The 16,843-nt window shown below is 34.8% G+C and carries 12 protein-coding genes, 3 pseudogenes and 1 riboswitch; of the genes and pseudogenes, 5 read left to right on the forward strand and 10 right to left on the reverse strand.

The window, feature by feature from the left end; genetic code table 11:
• The first annotated feature begins 47 nt into the window (after nt 1-47).
• The 3 genes from LOK41_RS16670 (at nt 48) to LOK41_RS16680 (ending at nt 2,862) form a co-directional block, all read left to right on the forward strand.
• A complete protein-coding gene (locus LOK41_RS16670) occupies nt 48-1,688 on the forward strand; it encodes a peptide ABC transporter substrate-binding protein (protein WP_241817489.1) in 1,641 nt (546 codons plus the stop codon).
• 338 nt (nt 1,689-2,026) lie between these two features.
• Complete coding sequence (locus tag LOK41_RS16675) at nt 2,027-2,497, forward strand: YusW family protein (protein ID WP_174102589.1); 471 nt, start codon at nt 2,027-2,029, stop codon at nt 2,495-2,497.
• Between the two features lie 149 nt (nt 2,498-2,646).
• Nucleotides 2,647-2,862: a DUF3951 domain-containing protein gene (locus LOK41_RS16680; RefSeq protein WP_241817490.1), complete on the forward strand. Its 216-nt coding sequence runs from the start codon at nt 2,647-2,649 to the stop codon at nt 2,860-2,862.
• Between the two features lie 218 nt (nt 2,863-3,080).
• On the opposite strand, the gene LOK41_RS16685 is transcribed toward LOK41_RS16680, so the two are convergent.
• The 3 genes from LOK41_RS16685 to LOK41_RS16695 form a co-directional block, all read right to left on the reverse strand.
• Complete coding sequence (locus LOK41_RS16685; protein ID WP_241817491.1) at nt 3,081-3,584, reverse strand: hypothetical protein; 504 nt, start codon at nt 3,582-3,584, stop codon at nt 3,081-3,083.
• A 238-nt stretch (nt 3,585-3,822) separates the two neighbouring features.
• Nucleotides 3,823-5,082, reverse strand: coding sequence for a multidrug effflux MFS transporter (locus tag LOK41_RS16690; protein WP_241817492.1), 1,260 nt, complete (start codon nt 5,080-5,082; stop codon nt 3,823-3,825).
• A gap of 120 nt (nt 5,083-5,202) precedes the next feature.
• A complete protein-coding gene (locus LOK41_RS16695; protein WP_241817514.1) occupies nt 5,203-6,921 on the reverse strand; it encodes a DUF3981 domain-containing protein in 1,719 nt (572 codons plus the stop codon).
• 133 nt (nt 6,922-7,054) lie between these two features.
• On the opposite strand from LOK41_RS16695, the gene yknW reads away from it, so the two are divergent.
• The gene (yknW, locus tag LOK41_RS16700; RefSeq protein WP_241817493.1) at nt 7,055-7,735 is read left to right on the forward strand and encodes a YknW family membrane protein; all 681 of its coding nucleotides are present in this window, start codon (nt 7,055-7,057) and stop codon (nt 7,733-7,735) included.
• An 81-nt stretch (nt 7,736-7,816) separates the two neighbouring features.
• Here yknW and mmuM read toward each other — a convergent pair whose 3' ends face one another.
• Entirely contained in the window at nt 7,817-8,776 is a 960-nt protein-coding gene (mmuM, locus tag LOK41_RS16705; protein WP_174102584.1) for a homocysteine S-methyltransferase, read from the reverse strand.
• A gap of 63 nt (nt 8,777-8,839) precedes the next feature.
• Nucleotides 8,840-10,258, reverse strand: coding sequence for an amino acid permease (locus LOK41_RS16710; protein WP_241817494.1), 1,419 nt, complete (start codon nt 10,256-10,258; stop codon nt 8,840-8,842).
• A 167-nt stretch (nt 10,259-10,425) separates the two neighbouring features.
• Nucleotides 10,426-10,531, reverse strand: a riboswitch (SAM riboswitch).
• 194 nt (nt 10,532-10,725) lie between these two features.
• On the opposite strand from LOK41_RS16710, the gene LOK41_RS16715 reads away from it, so the two are divergent.
• Complete coding sequence (locus tag LOK41_RS16715; RefSeq protein ID WP_241817495.1) at nt 10,726-11,649, forward strand: NAD(P)-dependent alcohol dehydrogenase; 924 nt, start codon at nt 10,726-10,728, stop codon at nt 11,647-11,649.
• Between the two features lie 390 nt (nt 11,650-12,039).
• Here LOK41_RS16715 and LOK41_RS16720 read toward each other — a convergent pair.
• The 5 genes and pseudogenes from LOK41_RS16720 to LOK41_RS16740 all read right to left on the reverse strand — a co-directional run.
• Nucleotides 12,040-12,441, reverse strand: a pseudogene (locus LOK41_RS16720) (hypothetical protein); the annotation flags it as partial.
• A gap of 65 nt (nt 12,442-12,506) precedes the next feature.
• A pseudogene (locus LOK41_RS16725) lies at nt 12,507-12,791 on the reverse strand (iron chaperone); the annotation flags it as partial.
• 243 nt (nt 12,792-13,034) lie between these two features.
• Nucleotides 13,035-13,577 (reverse strand): annotated as a pseudogene (locus tag LOK41_RS16730) (alpha/beta hydrolase family protein); the annotation flags it as partial.
• Between the two features lie 326 nt (nt 13,578-13,903).
• Complete coding sequence (locus LOK41_RS16735; RefSeq protein ID WP_241817496.1) at nt 13,904-15,382, reverse strand: restriction endonuclease subunit S; 1,479 nt, start codon at nt 15,380-15,382, stop codon at nt 13,904-13,906.
• Nucleotides 15,372-16,805: a class I SAM-dependent DNA methyltransferase gene (locus LOK41_RS16740; protein WP_241817497.1), complete on the reverse strand. Its 1,434-nt coding sequence runs from the start codon at nt 16,803-16,805 to the stop codon at nt 15,372-15,374. Before LOK41_RS16740 ends, LOK41_RS16735 begins: the two co-directional genes overlap by 11 nt.
• Between the last annotated feature and the right edge of the window lie 38 nt (nt 16,806-16,843).

Here is a 16,843-nt window from a genome sequence, read left to right on the forward strand (position 1 = left end):
AAATTGTTCATCAACTAATAACCAAACAATTTAGGGAGGAATTTGACATGAAAAAGAAATTTGTACCTGCTGTCGCATCTGTTTTAGGAGCAAGTCTTTTATTAACAGGTTGCGGTAGCTATAAAGACGAAGCAAGTGGAGCAAAAGCAAAGGATAAAGCCCCTGATAAACAAGTATTGAACTTGGCCACTGGTACAGAAATCCGTACAATGGATACTGCTCGCGCCACAGATACTGACTCTGGCCAAGTAATGAGAAACGTATTTGAAGGTTTATATAACCTAGGTGAAGGAAACAAGCCTATTCCTGGTGTAGCAAAGTCTCATGAGGTTAATCCTGATAAAACAAAATATACGTTCCATTTACGAGATTCAAAATGGTCAAACGGTACTCCTGTGACACCAAAAGATTTTGTCTTTGCTTGGCAACGTGCCGTTGATCCAGCGACTGCTTCTGAATACGCATTTCTATTCTTTGATATAAAAAATGCGAAAAAGATTAATAATAAAGAACTTCTGGCTGACCAGCTCGGTGTAAAAGCAATCGATGACCACACCTTTGAAGTTGAATTAGAGCGCCCTGTTCCCTACTTTATTAGTTTAACGGCATTTCCAACATTCTTACCAATTAATGAAGCATTCTTCAAATCACAAGGTGATAAATATGCTTTAGAAGATAACACGATTCTTTATAATGGTGCCTTTACATTAAGTGATTGGAAACATGAACAAAGCTTTAAGTTCAAGAAGAATACCAACTATTGGGATAAGGATAATGTGAAACTTGAAGAAATTAATTTTAATGTCGTCAAGGATCATTCAACAGCTGTTAATTTATATGAATCAAAACAAATTGATCGACTTACTTTAACATCTGATCTTGTTGATAAATATCGCAAAGATAGTAACTTTAAAGAACGACCAGATGTTGGGGTACAATTTGTACGTATGAACCAGAAAAATAAAACGTTACAAAATATAAATGTTCGTCAAGCAATCGATAAATCGATAGATAAGAAAGCATTTGTAAATGTGCTTTTAAATGATGGCTCTCTACCCTCCTATTCTCTAGTGCCAAAAAATTTCGCCAAAGGGCCAAATGGAAAAGACTTCCGCGAAGAGAATGGTAATTTAACAAAAGAAAACACAAAAGAAGCGCAACAGTTTTGGAAACAAGCAAAACAAGAATTAGGATCTGATAAAATTTCAATTGAATTATTAACAAGTGATGGCGATCTACCTAGAAAAACAGGTGAATATTTAAAAGAACAACTAGAGAAAAATTTAGAAGGATTAACAGTAAATGTTAAGCCTCAACCACGTAAACAACAAGTCACATTATTACTACAAGGAAATTATGAGATTGCTATTGACGGATGGAGCCCGGATTTTGCCGATCCAATTACATTCTTAGAGTTATTTACAACTGATAACTCATACAACTTAGATCACTATTCTAACAAAGAATTTGATGATCTAATCCAAAAAGTAAAAACTGACTTAGCAGGTGATGAAAAAGCTCGTTGGGAAGCTTTAAAACAAGCAGAAAAAATCTTATTTAAAGATGCCGTTATCTCTCCTCTTTATCAAAATGGAACAACATACTTAGAGCGTTCTTATGTCAAAGGCATAGTTGAAGTTGATTTTGCGGGGCCACTTAACTTCAAATGGGCAAAAGTTGAGAAGTAAACTACTCTTGTAACATTTCATTTTAACGAAAGCTTCAATTTCAAGAAAAAAGGGCATCCTTCAAGAGGATGCCCTTTTTTCGGCTTCTTTTTCCACATATCTCTTTCCTTTTGATACACATGATACCCCCCAACAATCAAAGCTACAATTTGTTTGATGACAATTATAAATAATAGAGAAATAATATTCTTATTTAAATTCCCACCATCAAATACTATCGTAAAATAACCATTCGCCACATACGTCACGGGAAATAATTTATCTCAAATACATACATAATTACATAAAAATGGGAAAAACTTATATAGAAGGAAAGATACAATAAGGAGGAATATATAATGAGAATTCTACTTTCAATTCTTTTAACTCTTATGCTTGTACCCGTAATGACAGCGTGTAACGCAAATACTCAGGACAACGCAGCATCTGAGAACAAGAAAACAACTGAAGAAACAAAGCAGGAAGCAACGCAAGATTTAAAGCTTAATTTTAATGAATTCAGTTTAGATACTGACTATCAAGATACGAAAAAAGATTATGACGCAGACTACAAAAATAAAGCAAACGAAAAACAAATGGAAGCTAAAATTGAAGATCATAAAACAGATGCAAAATTAACAGGTGATGAAGCTGCAACAAAACTAGGCCCTCTTCTTCAAAAATTAAAATTCGATAAAGATACTCCAGATCAAGAAGTAATCGATCAAGTTGTCGATGTATTCCAACTTGATAAAGACTATCAGAAGTTCGAATTAGAAGTTGTTTTCTCAGATGGAACGAAGAAAGAGTATAAGAAGGAAATAAAATAAAGAAGTAGGCGATTTGCCTACTTCTTTATTTTTTACTTTTTAACAATATATTGTAAACTACGTTTAGAATCAATAGAATATTCTAGACCACATACAGATTACTTTTGCAAACAAGAATATAATTGGAATTTGTAGAAAGGAGATTTACCATGAATCCTTTACTTATGGCCGTTATAGGATTACCGTTAACAATTGTTATCTTAGTAATAATTGGCTTCTATAAATTGTTTATTAAGAAGAAAAATATAACCTCTTTCTATACCCCATTCGATAATATTACCGGTCAAACAATTTCAGAATTTCACGAGGAGCAGAATGTTTTAGTAGCTGAAGATGAAGACGGGGATGGGAAAAAGAAAAAATAAAAGAAGAAACATAGTGAAATCCCGAGAATCTTTTGTTGTAAAATGGTCAATGAAATTTTATCAGCGGTTTTTCAAATATATCGACCGTTTCTCACAATATATAAATATACCGGAGATTCGACAAGGGATATCGACCAATCGATAAAAAACGCCAAAAAACAAGAGTCTTCCAGTTCTGGTTTCCCAACATTCTAAAAATAACCTTGCGCATCGCAAGGTTATTTTTGAAATTCTTTCAGAAAACGTTTATAGTATGTTGAAGCTGTCGAGAAATGAACCTCTATATCACGAATTAATGATGAATCTTCTTCTTTTGCTAATTTCTCTAATTTTTTTATTGCTTGTTCTGTTTCATCTAAGAAGCCAATATATAGCTTATGTTCTTCTTCTTTTGATTCCGGAACACGAATTTCTTTACGAACATGATCAATATCTTCTAGCATACTTGCTGTTACTTTTTGTACATCTTCTTTAAACTTCGGATGAACTAAAGCTTTCCCACCTTTTTCTTTTGCTTCTTCCCATAACTTCAGGGATTCATTTAGTTCTTTGTTCATTTTTTCATCGTACTTCTTATGCACATCACGATATGCTTTCATCTCTTCTGACTGAGCAGTTGACTGCTCTACTTTTTCTTTTGATTCTTTTACATCCTTGTTTCCATTACATCCTGCTAGAAGAAGCATACTTCCAAGCAAGGCAATACCCCATACTTTCTTCATTTGTTACTCTCCTTTTATCTACGTTTACTACTTGTCTCCTCTTGCTATTATAACGAGAACCATTCAAACTTTGCACTTATGATCCTATTTTTATACACACACCACCATTTTTGTCACAGTATCGTCACTTTATACGACCGGGATCTCCATAACTCCTTCCTTACATCTTATATAAATGTAAGCACACATAAAAAGCTGATCCAAAACAAATTTTGAATCAGCTCTTTTTCAGCATTCTTTATGCATTTATATTTTGCTTTTCTTGAAGTACTAGCTGCTTTTCACTACGATTTGCCATAAAGATATAACATAAAACTGCGCCCACTTCACAAAGAGCAATTACAATACCCATAGGAAGTGCAGTATTACTACCTCCAATCCCCACTAAAGGTGCAACAAGTGCTCCAGAAATAAACTGTAACAATCCAAGTAAAGCAGAAGCTGTACCAGCAGCTTGTTTTTGGTTTCTCATCGCGAGTGAAAAACCTGTTGTCGATACCACCCCAACACTTGACACAACAAGAAATAATGAGCATAAAACACCAATTAGTCCGATTTCTAATACAATCGTAAGAAGTAAGGAAATACCACCAAATGCAGCAATACCAATACCTGCTACAAACAATGTTTTCTCACTCAACTTCCCTGCTAAACGCCCGGTAATTTGGCTGGCAATAATAATACCAATACCATTAATGGCAAAGAATAAACTAAATGCTTGTGGTGTTGCTCCGTATATATTTTGCAACACAAACGGTGATCCCGAAATATAAGCAAACATCGCCGCTGACACTAAACCTTGGGACAAAGCATATCCCATAAATAAACGGTCTTTTAATAACTTTCCATATGTTGATAATGTTCCTGTTAAACCGCCTGTCTCCCTCTCTTCAAGAGGTAATGTCTCCCTTAATACAAAAGTAGCGGATATTAACATAAATACACTTATCGCTCCAAGAACGATAAAGACTCCACGCCATGATGTAAACTGCAATAACTGTCCTCCAATAATTGGAGCCAAAATCGGTGCTGCTCCATTTACTAGCATAAGTAGTGAGAAAAACTTCGTCATCTCAGAGCCTGAGTACATATCACGTACCATCGCACGAGATATAACAATCCCAGCTGAACCTGAAGCTCCTTGTAAGAAACGTAATAACACTAAACTCCAAATAGATGGTGCAACAGCACAAAGTAAAGAAGATGCAACATAAATAATAAGAGCAATAATAAGCGGTTTGCGCCGTCCATAAATATCACTAATTGACCCAACAAATAATTGTCCAACCGAAAGCCCTAGTAAACAAGCTGTTAAAGTAAGCTGAGCGAGAGAAGCATTCGTTTGTAAATCATCCGTTAGCTTTGGTAAAGACGGTAAATACATATCAATGGACAATGGTCCAATTGCTGTAAGTGTCCCTAATACAAGAATCATCCATAACCTGTTTGCTTTTACAGGTTTATATACATCGTGATTAACTTCATTCACTTCCATCATTCACCCTTTCTAATATAAACTTCAAATCGTAACAATTATAGTTACAACATTAAATATACGTCAAGTATATCGTACTTTCCTATGCAACGAAAAGAGAAAAGCGATAGAATCTCTATCGCTTTACTTTTTCAAGTTGCCATTTGTAAATTTAGATACAGAAGACATCGTTTCTCCTGTGTCTAAATATGTGATTTGAATTGGATCTCCAACTTCTGTAAACATAGCATATGGGAAATCTTTTGCAGAAATCATAAATACTTTTTGCTCATTTTCTAGTAGTACAAAGACAATTGTATTTTCTCCAGATTTCTCTTTATAAACACGTTGTACAACACCTTCTTTTTGTGCTTCTTTTCCACTAGAAGTTGGACGGAATGAATCACCACTTCCTGTTAGCACACTTTTATATTTTTCAAGCGCTTCTTTTTGCGTTGAACCTGTCGCAGATACTTTTGCGTTTGAAGCATAGATCACGGTATGAGCACGTACTAACCCTCCGTCATCAATAACAGGTACAATCCAAGACGGTTTACCATATACATTATAAATTACAGGCATTGTTCCATGCCATTTCTCCCTCTTGAAGGAATTATCCACCACTTCTGTAGCAGCTGAACCATCCATAATTCCTTTTATTTCTTTTCCATTATAGTAATAAAGCTTTCCTGTACGTGCATCCACTAAGGAGTAACCTAAAGCGGAATCGACACCCTCTTTTGGAGAAGTGAAATCTGTAAAGTAATACAGTTTTCTATCCTTCCCGAATATTGGTGTAACCCCTTCCTTCGTTCCCCATTCAGTTGGAATCTTTACATCACTTTGAGAAAACTTCGTGTTCCAAAAACCATGTATGAACTTACCGAAATACGTATTTAGCATTGCTGCTGTTTCATGATTTAAGACACCATCAATAAACTTAGGTGCTTGCCCTTTATCATATCTTTTTACATCACCTGTTTGCGCGTCTACAACTACAACACCTTGTACTTCAAATCCAGATCGACCTGAAATAAATTCACCATATGTCATTGTATAGTATGGTTTGCCTTTATCATCTACTTCAAACTTCGGTTTTCCTTTAAAGATAAGGCTTGCTTCTGCTTTTCGAACAACACGTTCCAATTTATTACCGAAAAACATACTTGGTACGTATTTCATTTTATAACCAAGATGTAATTTTGCCTCCGCATCAGGGTTTGTACCTGACATCGTCACATAACCTGGAATTGCTTCTGCCTTACGCGCCTTAAAGAATCCAGAAACCTCGATTGGAGCTACATATAACGCTTCTCCATTCACCATTTGTGGTGTAAGTTCCCCTAATTCAAAATACGCGACTTTTGGAATATCCCCAAATACCTTTTTCATCTTATTTTCTGCGGTTTTCGGAGGAACAGTAAACGGTTGGTCATTTTCAGTAAATGGCTCTGAAATATCTTTTTCTACTTTTACAACTGAATCATATTTATTTTGCGAGATTACTATATCATGCAAGTAACCAAAATAGCCGTAAGATACAAGTAAAGCAAACATTACTGCCGCTTTCAACTTAACTTCTAATCTCCCTTTTCTCTCCTGAGAAACCAGGACTACTCCAATTAATACTGCAATTACAACAGAATAATGCGTAAGAATCGAATCCACGCGGTCATCAATTAACCAAAGATATTCATAGATTGCAATACCAATCCAAAGTAGAATCGGAATAACTAAAGTCGTTGCCGCCTTTTTCTTTACAACTTTCTCAGATCCTTCTTTATCCACTGTACGAAGTGGCTTACCGCTCCTTGTCCATGGAATCAAAAACAATGTGAGAATGGCTAAAACTATAAATTTAATCAAAGGCAATGTCTCCTTTTATTGTGTCTTTCCTTTTAGTATACCAAATAAGGGGTAATGAGGTAAAAATGGGAATATAAAATATCTTTATGATAAAATTGGAAATAAATTCATAAAGGGAGACAGCATACATATGGAAACAAATACAGCTTTTAAAAATGGTTTAATGAAAAAACCATCTTTATTCAGCATGATTACATCACCCGCACTACAATTCCAAAGAATGCGTACTCACAAGCCAATTATAGTACCGTTATTCATAATCCTACTTTTAACAATTATTACAAGTGCTCTTTTCTCATATGTCACACTAAATAATCCCGCAATAAAACAAATGAATAGTAATTCTGCTTTTCAAATCCCTACTCATATTACTTTCTTAACCACTTTCGGCTTTACTGCAGTTAGCGGCATTATATCCGTGTTTTTCGCCCCTATCTTCTATAAAAACATCATGATCTTTTTTGGAGTCGACACGACTTATAAAGAATTACTTTGCGTTACGCTCTATTCCGTATTCATTATGAAACTTGGGATGTTATTGAATGGAACCATCGCTATTTTACTAGGAAATTATCAAATTTCCTATACGAGTTTAGCACCCTTATTAACCGATAACCTCATCTTACATGCTATGGCGCAAAGGATAGATGTATTCGCCATTTGGTACTATATCGTTTTAGGTATTGGGTTATATATTTTAACGGAATTACATAAGAAGAAAGTTATGGTACTTGTGATTGTGTTATTTATCATTACAACTGCTTTAATGAGTATAGGTGGGATTATGCAGGGGATTACACAGATGCATTAACCTAAAATATTAAAAATAAAGATCGTAAAATCCACTCTTTTTAAGGACAGGTTTTACGATCTTCTTTTTCATCCACATGTTTTATAATTTTTCTCGTGCCCAACCTACAATTCTTTTTATATCTTCAGGTTTCGTCCTGCAACATCCACCAATTAATTGCGCTCCACATTCATACCAAATTTGAGCACTAGTCCCATAGTCCTCTTGAACTGGTGCTCCATGCCAGGTCTTAGTTTTCGGATCATACTCTTCACCTAAATTGGGATACACAACAATTGGTTTGTTAGTTTGGTGACGTATTTCTTTTATAAGAGAAGGAATATATCGAGGTTGTGTGCAGTTTATTCCCACTGCTGCTACTTGTTCACTCTTATCCAACCATTTTGCACAATCTGTAATTAATTCTCCACTACAAATATGCAGTTCATCCTTTGCACTGAAACTAATCCACGCATAAGTTCCCGAAAACCCTTCTAATAATCTAGCAATTGCCTTAGCTTCTATTAAACACGGTATCGTTTCACAAGCAAGGACATCTGCCCCGGCATGAATAAGGATTTCCATACGCTCTCTATGAAAATCCATTAATTCATCTTCCGTTACATTATAATCCCCTCGATACTCCGAGCCGTCAGCTAGAAAGGCACCATATGGCCCAATTGATGCTGCAACCAAAGGTTTTGGGCGGTTAAAATGATTGCTACTGTCTGACCAAAATTCATCTCTAGCTTCTGTAGCTATCTGAACAGATTTTTTGATAAGCTGGAATGCTTCTGCCTCACTCAATCCCCTTTTGATAAAACCCTCGGCAGTCGTTTGATAACTGGCAGTAATCGCACAATCCGCACCTGCTCTAAAGTAATCCATATGTATTTGTTTTATACTCTCTGGATTTTCTATAAGAACTTTCGCGGACCAAAGATTATCATTCAAATCATAGCCATGACGCTCAAGCTCCGTAGCCATTGCACCATCTAGTATCATCAATGGAAATTCTCTTAAAATATTTTCTATCGGATTTACGTTACGATAATTATTCATAGGAATCACACGCCTTTTCATAATGATTTTAAAATCCAAAGAGCTTTAACCAAAAAGAGTCCATTATCTTGCATCATTCAATTTTTTTATTGCCCGCGGGCGATTTCTATTACTTTTTAAGTAATATGTAAAATAACATAAAGCTAAAAATAGAATACCACAATAAAGAGCTATCCTTTGATTAGGATCAAAAGCTATACCAATGCAAGATGCAAAACATAATAGAAAAGCCGCAATAGGAACGATTGGATAAAGAGGGGTTCTATATTTCAAATCCTCTACATAATTACCTTGTTCTAAGAAACGTCTCCGAAACATAAACTGTGAAGCTGCAATTCCCATCCAAACAACGACCACCGCAAAACCCGAAATAGATACAAGAACGATATACACAGTATCAGGTGCAACTATACTAGAAAGAAGAGATAAACATCCACCGATCATGCTAAAAATTAAAGCATGAAGAGGAATTCCTTTTGATGTTAATTTTGCAAAAGAAGGATTGATCATCTTCTCTTTTGAAAGGGACCATAGCATACGAGATGAGGCATACAACCCTGAGTTCGCAGCTGAAAGTAATGCCGTCAAAATAACAAAATTCATAATATCTGCGGCATACGGTACACCAATCCTATCAAAGACTACAACGAACGGACTTTCAATTACTCCAGCTTCTCTCCAAGGAATTAACCCTGAAAGAACAAAGATTGTACCAATAAAAAAGATAAAGAGTCTCCAAACAGTATTTTTGATTGCCCGCGGTACATTTTTCTCTGGGTCTATACTCTCTCCAGCCGCAATACCAATCAATTCTGTTCCTGAAAAAGTAAAACTTACTGAAAGCATAGTCATGAAAATTGGAAAAAAACCATTTGGAAAAGGCCCATCTTCCCCAATAAAGTTTGATAGCATAGGTGCTGAAGATACATCTTTCATAGAAAGAATACCAAACATAGCTCCCACACCTAAAATAATAAATAATAATATGGTGGCTACTTTAATACTGGAAAACCAAAACTCTGATTCTGCAAAGAATTTTGCTGAAAAAGCATTGGAAAGGAAAATGGTCGCAGCAAATATTGCACTCCACATCCAAACCGAAGTATCGGGAAACCACCTTTGCATAAGTAGACCTGAAGCCGTAAATTCCGAACCTAATGCAACAGTCCAAGTAAGCCAATACATCCAAGCAATCGTAAAGCCAGTCCCAGGTCCTATATATTTCGTTGCGTATGTATGAAAAGCTCCAGTAACTGGCATTGAAACCGCTAACTCTCCAAGGCATAACATCACCAAATACATAATCAAACCACCAATTAAATATGCAATCATTGTTCCGATTGGACCTGCTTGATTAATCGTGTATCCCGAACTTAGAAAGAGCCCTGTCCCAACTACTCCCCCTAATGAAAGCATAAATAAATGTCTACTCTTCATCGTTCTTTGCAGCTTTGTTTGACTATCTTCATTTGTATATTCCATAATAATCCAACCTCTTCTAATTATTTTTCCGTGCAATATAGCATTAAAAATGCTTGGAAACAGTTATATCCATTCAAAAAACTATTAAATTTTATACTCCCCCTCCTTTACAACATAAAAAAGCCTCTTTCATCTGAAAGAGGCTTCGTCCATAAAAATTATATGATGGCTTATCTCTCAGAATGAATCCATTCTGCAGGAAGTGGCACCGTTCCGAATTTCGGAGGTTGCCGGACGTCATAGGGCCTGTCCCTCAGTCTCTCTTGATAAGTGAATTTATTTATTGAATTTTTAAATTAATAAAAATTATATTCCTGAATGATTTTTATGTCAACATGCAAGTTCTAAATCTATCACATCATATATCCACTAAAGTGAAATAAACTCTATAAAAGAACAATAGAAAAGAGCATTTTTTTAAAATAGAGAAAATATCATGGGATTAAAATGATTAAAGGAGGCTCGCTATGAAAGCAATTGTATGCACAAAATACGGACCACCTGATGTTCTTCAACTCAAAGAGGTCGAAAAACCTATTCCCAAAGATAATGAAGTCCTAGTAAAAATTCACGCGACAACAGTAACATCTGGAGACTGTAGAATTCGAGGTTTCAATAGTCCTATTTTGTACTGGATTCCTATGCGAATCATCCTAGGTCTTAGAAAGCCGAGAAAACCTATATTGGGGGTAGAATTGGCAGGAGAAATTGAAACGATAGGTGAAAATGTAACACAATTCAAGAAAGGTGATCAAATTTTTGCATTAACGGGAATGAGTGTTGGGGCTTACGCTGAGTACACATGTATACCTGAAGATGGATTGTTAGCAATGAAACCGGAAAACATGAATTATGAGGAAGCCGCTGCTGTTCTTTTTGGTGGAACTTCAGCATTACATTTTCTTAGAAAAGCAACTATCCAAAGTGGGCAAAAAGTTCTTATCTATGGAGCTTCTGGAGCCGTAGGAACTTCCGCGGTACAGCTTGCCAAATACTTTGGGGCAGAAGTTACCGGGGTCTGTAGTACTACAAATTTAGAGTTAGTAAAATCTTTAGGGGCTGATAACGTAATTGATTACACGAAAGAAGATTTTACAGAAAGAGAAGAACGCTATGAGATTATCTTTGATGCAGTCGGGAAAAACACCAAATCTAATTGCAAGAAAGCACTCACTTCGAACGGGACATACGTGTCAGTCGAAGGAATGATAGCAAAAGTACGTACTGAAGATTTACTTTTCCTCAAAGAGCTTATCGAGGCAGAGAAAATAACATCCGTCATCGATAGACGTTATCCACTAGAACAACTTCCTGAAGCTCATAAATATGTAGAGAAAGGGCACAAAAAAGGAAATGTAGTAATAACTTTAGATAACCCTAACAAAACTTAAAAATGTTTCTGATTCTATGCACTTCATATACCAATAGCCTGTTCCTGTATCATAACCTCCTTTCATTCACCTTCAACTGTTTTTTCTTTTGAACATAACAAATCCTCCTTTAGATAATCATATCTAAAGGAGGACAACACCGTGACTTTATTTCAAAGCTACATTATTATGTAGGTTTCGAATAAAGTTTAATTATTTTTATTCAACTAAAGCTCCCCGATAGTTGATTTTTGAATATAGTTCACTATCTAAAGTGAAAATTGGAGGATTTAAAAGTATGTATTAAGTGGCATTGTATACTTCACCTGCTTACAACAACTTCTATTTTCCCTAGCCTTTAATGACTATAAGAGGAATGCAATTATATACTTAACATGCAATAGAGTCTCTTTAATAGGTTGTATGTATTTTCCCCTCACCTTCTATATGCTTCCGTAAATAATAATACCTATGAAGCTCCATAATGAAATGATACAAAATAAACGAAAGCATTGAGTATACACACATTAATACAATTGCTACCATCTGTTGTGTTGCAAAACCAAGACTGATATTAGCAATGAGTTGACCTAATCCTACAAAAGCCACTACCCTAAAACCGCTCTTTCCTTTCAGTGATTTTGATTCCTTTATTGGTGCCTGAAGTTTTTTAACATGACTTTTATAATAATGATACAAAGCAAAAATATACAAACCAACTGAAAAAATGAAATAGATTGGAGTTTGTAATTCTAACATTCCATATGCAAATTTTTGAGTTATCACCAATAATCCTACTGAAATACCAACCCCCGAATAGTGGACACTAAAAAAGTGGACCTATTCGGGGTTCAGTTCATCCTTAATAATCCGATTTTTTATTTCCACCAAAAAGTTGAACAGTCTGCCTTATCCAAAATATTAAACTCAATCATTTTCTCAAGTAATGAGAAATCAACCGGACTATCCCATTTGATACGTACCAACTGCTTGGTGTGATCATAGCCAGCCTGCACAATTTCATCAGAAAAATGATCAATCCCTACCTTTTCAGGTGCAACTGCCAAATGATGTTTGGCAATGCTAAAACCAATAATAAATGTGCCATGATCGGTAAACATAGGCTGATTCCACGCAATTTTTAGCATTAGATTTGGAAATTTCCATATCTGATCCACATTTTTATCCTATTGCAGCTTTTACACGAATCGTTTCCGTACACCTATAAAGGTAAAGGGAGCTTAATACCATAACGTTGCTATACAATTGTAAGTCAATGTAGTTGCTAGAGTATTATACAGTGGAAATTCACATGGAAATCATAGAGCAACAATCACAGGCTAAATAAGAAAAAAAGCTTCCTTATGAAGACTGTTTCATCCTTATGTATCCTGTGAGGATATCCATTATAAAACCCTAAAATCTTTCATACTTTCTCCAAGAATATAGTGTGAAAACCACATCAAATTCTGCTTCATAATAGCCACATTAATTCCTGGCTGGTCAGAACTATATGCCATCCCTTTAAATATAATTAACTCTGTATCAACTTCCATATCCCTTAATCCTTGATATAGCTCATATGCATTTGGAGTTGGAACTCTTGCATCCTTTTCGCCATGTTGGATTAAAGTGGGAGTACGGGCTGATCCAATATATGTCATTGGTGATGTTTTAGTATATATCTCTGGATCATTCCATGGATTATTTCCTAAATACATCCTAATAAAGTAAGGTATATCTGTATTTACATAATGGGTACTCCAATTAGTAATTCCACCTCCAACTGAAATAGCTTTGAATCTACTACTAAATGTAGAACAGAAAGCTGATATATATCCCCCGTTGCTCCATCCCATAACCCCTACTCTATCTTTATCTGCAATCCCTTTGTCAACTAGTTTATCCGCTCCAGATATAACAGCATCGTAGTTAGCAATTCCCAGTTTCTCGCCCCTCTTTAATCCACTTATCGATTTTAGATGTTCTTTTTCTTTTCGACACAAAAACACCCCTTTAGATAACCATATCCAAAGGGGCGAAGCTTCGCAACTTTTTTATAAACATCGCGACTTTATTTTAAATCCATACAAAGTGTGTAGAGATAATAAAATTGTTTAATTTTATTCTTAGAAATACAATAACCACTTGCTCATTAACTTGGCAGGTGGTTATTAAAGTTATTTAAAAATTAGTTTACTCCTTTCAGTGTGAGACATTTTAAGAACAATAAAGTTGTTTAAAAATCTAATTGCTGTTAATCGAATAGATTTAATTACAACTTTTCTTTAATAATCGATTTTAAAAGTTCAATGGCTGGCTCATCATTTGGATCATTTGGATCATTTGTACCAAGTTCACCTTTGAAGGCTTTTGAAAGGATAGATTGTTTTAAATTATTCACTGAAGAATCTAACTCTAAAATTTTTATAGTATTTCTTTCTCTATCTTTTAATTCTTTAAGCTGCTTATTAATTTCCTTAATTTCTTCAATAGTTGGCAATGGTATCATTATTGATGCTAATTTTTGAGAATTAATGTTCGCTTGACCAACTTGTTGAGTGACCATTGAAAGTAACATTTCTCTACCAATGTGAGAATTGATAAATTGAACAATATAAGGGGCTAAAACATCTTTTTCAACTAAACGTAAGCGTATTAAATAAGAAGCAAAAGAATACTTACCATCAAATTCTTCAGTTATTATTGCTGATTTACCTACAAGTTCATAACTGTTTGTACGATTAAATAATATATCATTAGTTTGTACATCAAACTTTAATACATCAGGATGGTCATTAGGTAAGTATTTATAATCTACTTTTGTAATTTCGCCCTCTTGTATATTCCCCATTCTAATAATTGGTGTTCCACTAACATCATCATTTGTCTTTGAGGAACTACCATAAGTCATATTTTCAATCAGATCATTTAGCTCTATCCATTTCCAACCTTCCGGTAATACATAGAGATTTTCTTTTATCTTAGGGTCTAATTGAGATTTAAACTTTTTAACTTTATTACTTTCAAGTTCAATATATGTTTTCTTTTTTGGGTTCTTTCTAAATTCTTTAGTCAAATTGCCACTAAAAGCATTATAAAGAATCGCTGCTTTACGAAGTTCAAATGTTTCTTTTGCTTCTTCAATTAATTGTTGAGCTTTTTCTATTTTTGAGAAAGTCTTACATAATAAATCAACTATCTCAATTTGCTTTGATTTATTTGGCAAAGGAATTGGCAACTTTTCAAAATCACTGCTTCTTACAGAGGGAGAATTATCTCCCTTAGTATGTTCGTTTAAATATTTTGTTGCTATCGGAGACATTAGGTAATAGTATAGATATTTTGGATCAACTTTATTTTTTGTATTACAAACATAAAATGCTGTAGAAGCAACTAATTTTGCATCTTCAAAATCAATTAGAGCAATATTTTTTAAATAAGGTCTTACCAGTGATATTAAAACATCATTTTTTCTCACTTTTCTTTGAGCACGACTTGGAGCATTGCTAATTTCTAATTCTTTAAACTCAGCTAATTTTTGATTCTTGTTATCTATGGCATCTACATCTATATAATGGAAAATACCGCCATTGATATCTTTTGGTTTTCTATTTTCCATAGTACATATAATATTATTAATATTTGTCCAGACCCAATTCTCAGGAATTTCATAAGGCTGTTCATCTTCTGGTACTAATGCTTCTTCCAATAGTTCACCTATCGTCTTTACTTTATCTTTCTTACTCGCCATCTTCTTTCACCTCAATTGCTTGTAACTTGTCTACTACTTCTTGCAGTAGGCTCATTGCTTGTGAAAGTTTTGAGATGGCTCCTTCAGCCAATTCGATTGGGTCTGGTAAGTTATCGTAGGCTAATAACGATTCATCTGCAATTAACCCGATATCCAAGCTGTCATCTTTTCTTGTAATGTCTTCACGTGTAAACTTGTTCCAACGCTCATCTGCAATCGATTCACGATTTTCAGCATTGTAGGCTTTAATAAAATCTTCAAAGTGCTTATGAGTTAGTGGTGTACGTTTACCAAATGACTGCATATTTGTACGAAGGTCATATACCCAAACTTCTTTTGTATTTCCTTTATCTGTTGTGCCACGTTTAAAAAATAATACATTGGTTTTAACAGTTTTGGCATAAAATATGCCTACTGGTAATCTTAAAATTGTATGTAAATCACATTTATCCATTAAATCACGACGAATTTGCGTTCCTACACCAACATCGGTTAATACATTTTCAGGTAGTATTACAGCTGCTCTCCCATGCCCATTAGTCACTAGTGAATTATATATAACTTGTAAGAAATTTAACTGCTTATTCAATGTTTCAAACGTTAAGTCATCACGTGTTGCGCGTTCGCCACCTTTTTTCGTACCGAATGGTGGGTTCGTTAAAACAACATCAAAGTTTTTCATCCACTTACCATTAGCAGATAGTGTATCACCTTGTTCCAGTGGACCTTCAATATCATGTAACAAAGCATTCATAAGAGCTAATCGATGCGTATCCTTTACAAGCTCCATGCCAGCAAATGCTTCTTTCTTTTGGAATTCTGCTTGCTCTGGTGTTAATTCAAAATAATCATCTGTTTTTTCTTTTAAATAACGATCGGCTGCAATCATAAAGCCAAATGTTCCTGCTGCTGGGTCATTTAGTTTTTCACCCGGTTTTGGATCAATTAATTCGACCATTACATCAATAAGTACGCGTGGTGTAAAGTATTGACCTGCACCTGATTTTTTCTCACTTGCATTTTTCTCAAGAAGTCCCTCATATAAATCACCGAGACCCTCTTCTTTCGCATTGTACCAATCTAATTCATCAATGGACTTGATAAGCTTTTCCAAGTTTTTTGGTTCATCAATGCTTGTAGCTGCACCACTATAAATCGCACGTAGACGTTCATTTTCTGTTTCTGAAGATCCTAGCTTTAATAATAATGCTTGGTAAAATTCTTTTAACTCAATACCTTCTTTTGCTAATAAGTCATCCCAACGATAACCTTCTGGAATAACACTTTCTGTTTCTTGTTCCTTCATCATTTTTAAAAATAGAATATATGTTAATTCCGTTACATATTGTTGGTATGTAATACCGTCATCACGTAATACATTTGCTAATCCCCAAAGTTTTGAGACGATTTCATTGTTATTCATCTTGTTCCTCCTAATATAAAACACTGCTTCTTATTATA

The organism is Bacillus sp. TL12, assembly GCF_022625245.1.
Lineage (GTDB): Bacteria > Bacillota > Bacilli > Bacillales > Bacillaceae_G > Bacillus_A.

Bases quoted from the DNA above. Each gene is read 5' to 3' on its own strand.
- LOK41_RS16670 (WP_241817489.1), top strand. From the start codon at position 48: ATGAAAAAGAAATTTGTACCTGCTGTCGCATCTGTTTTAGGAGCAAGT.
- LOK41_RS16675 (WP_174102589.1), top strand. From the start codon at position 2,027: ATGAGAATTCTACTTTCAATTCTTTTAACTCTTATGCTTGTACCCGTA.
- LOK41_RS16680 (WP_241817490.1), top strand. From the start codon at position 2,647: ATGAATCCTTTACTTATGGCCGTTATAGGATTACCGTTAACAATTGTT.
- LOK41_RS16685 (WP_241817491.1), bottom strand. From the start codon at position 3,584: ATGAAGAAAGTATGGGGTATTGCCTTGCTTGGAAGTATGCTTCTTCTA.
- LOK41_RS16690 (WP_241817492.1), bottom strand. From the start codon at position 5,082: ATGATGGAAGTGAATGAAGTTAATCACGATGTATATAAACCTGTAAAA.
- yknW (WP_241817493.1), top strand. From the start codon at position 7,055: ATGGAAACAAATACAGCTTTTAAAAATGGTTTAATGAAAAAACCATCT.
- mmuM (WP_174102584.1), bottom strand. From the start codon at position 8,776: ATGAATAATTATCGTAACGTAAATCCGATAGAAAATATTTTAAGAGAA.
- LOK41_RS16710 (WP_241817494.1), bottom strand. From the start codon at position 10,258: ATGGAATATACAAATGAAGATAGTCAAACAAAGCTGCAAAGAACGATG.
- LOK41_RS16715 (WP_241817495.1), top strand. From the start codon at position 10,726: ATGAAAGCAATTGTATGCACAAAATACGGACCACCTGATGTTCTTCAA.
- LOK41_RS16735 (WP_241817496.1), bottom strand. From the start codon at position 15,382: ATGGCGAGTAAGAAAGATAAAGTAAAGACGATAGGTGAACTATTGGAA.
- LOK41_RS16740 (WP_241817497.1), bottom strand. From the start codon at position 16,805: ATGAATAACAATGAAATCGTCTCAAAACTTTGGGGATTAGCAAATGTA.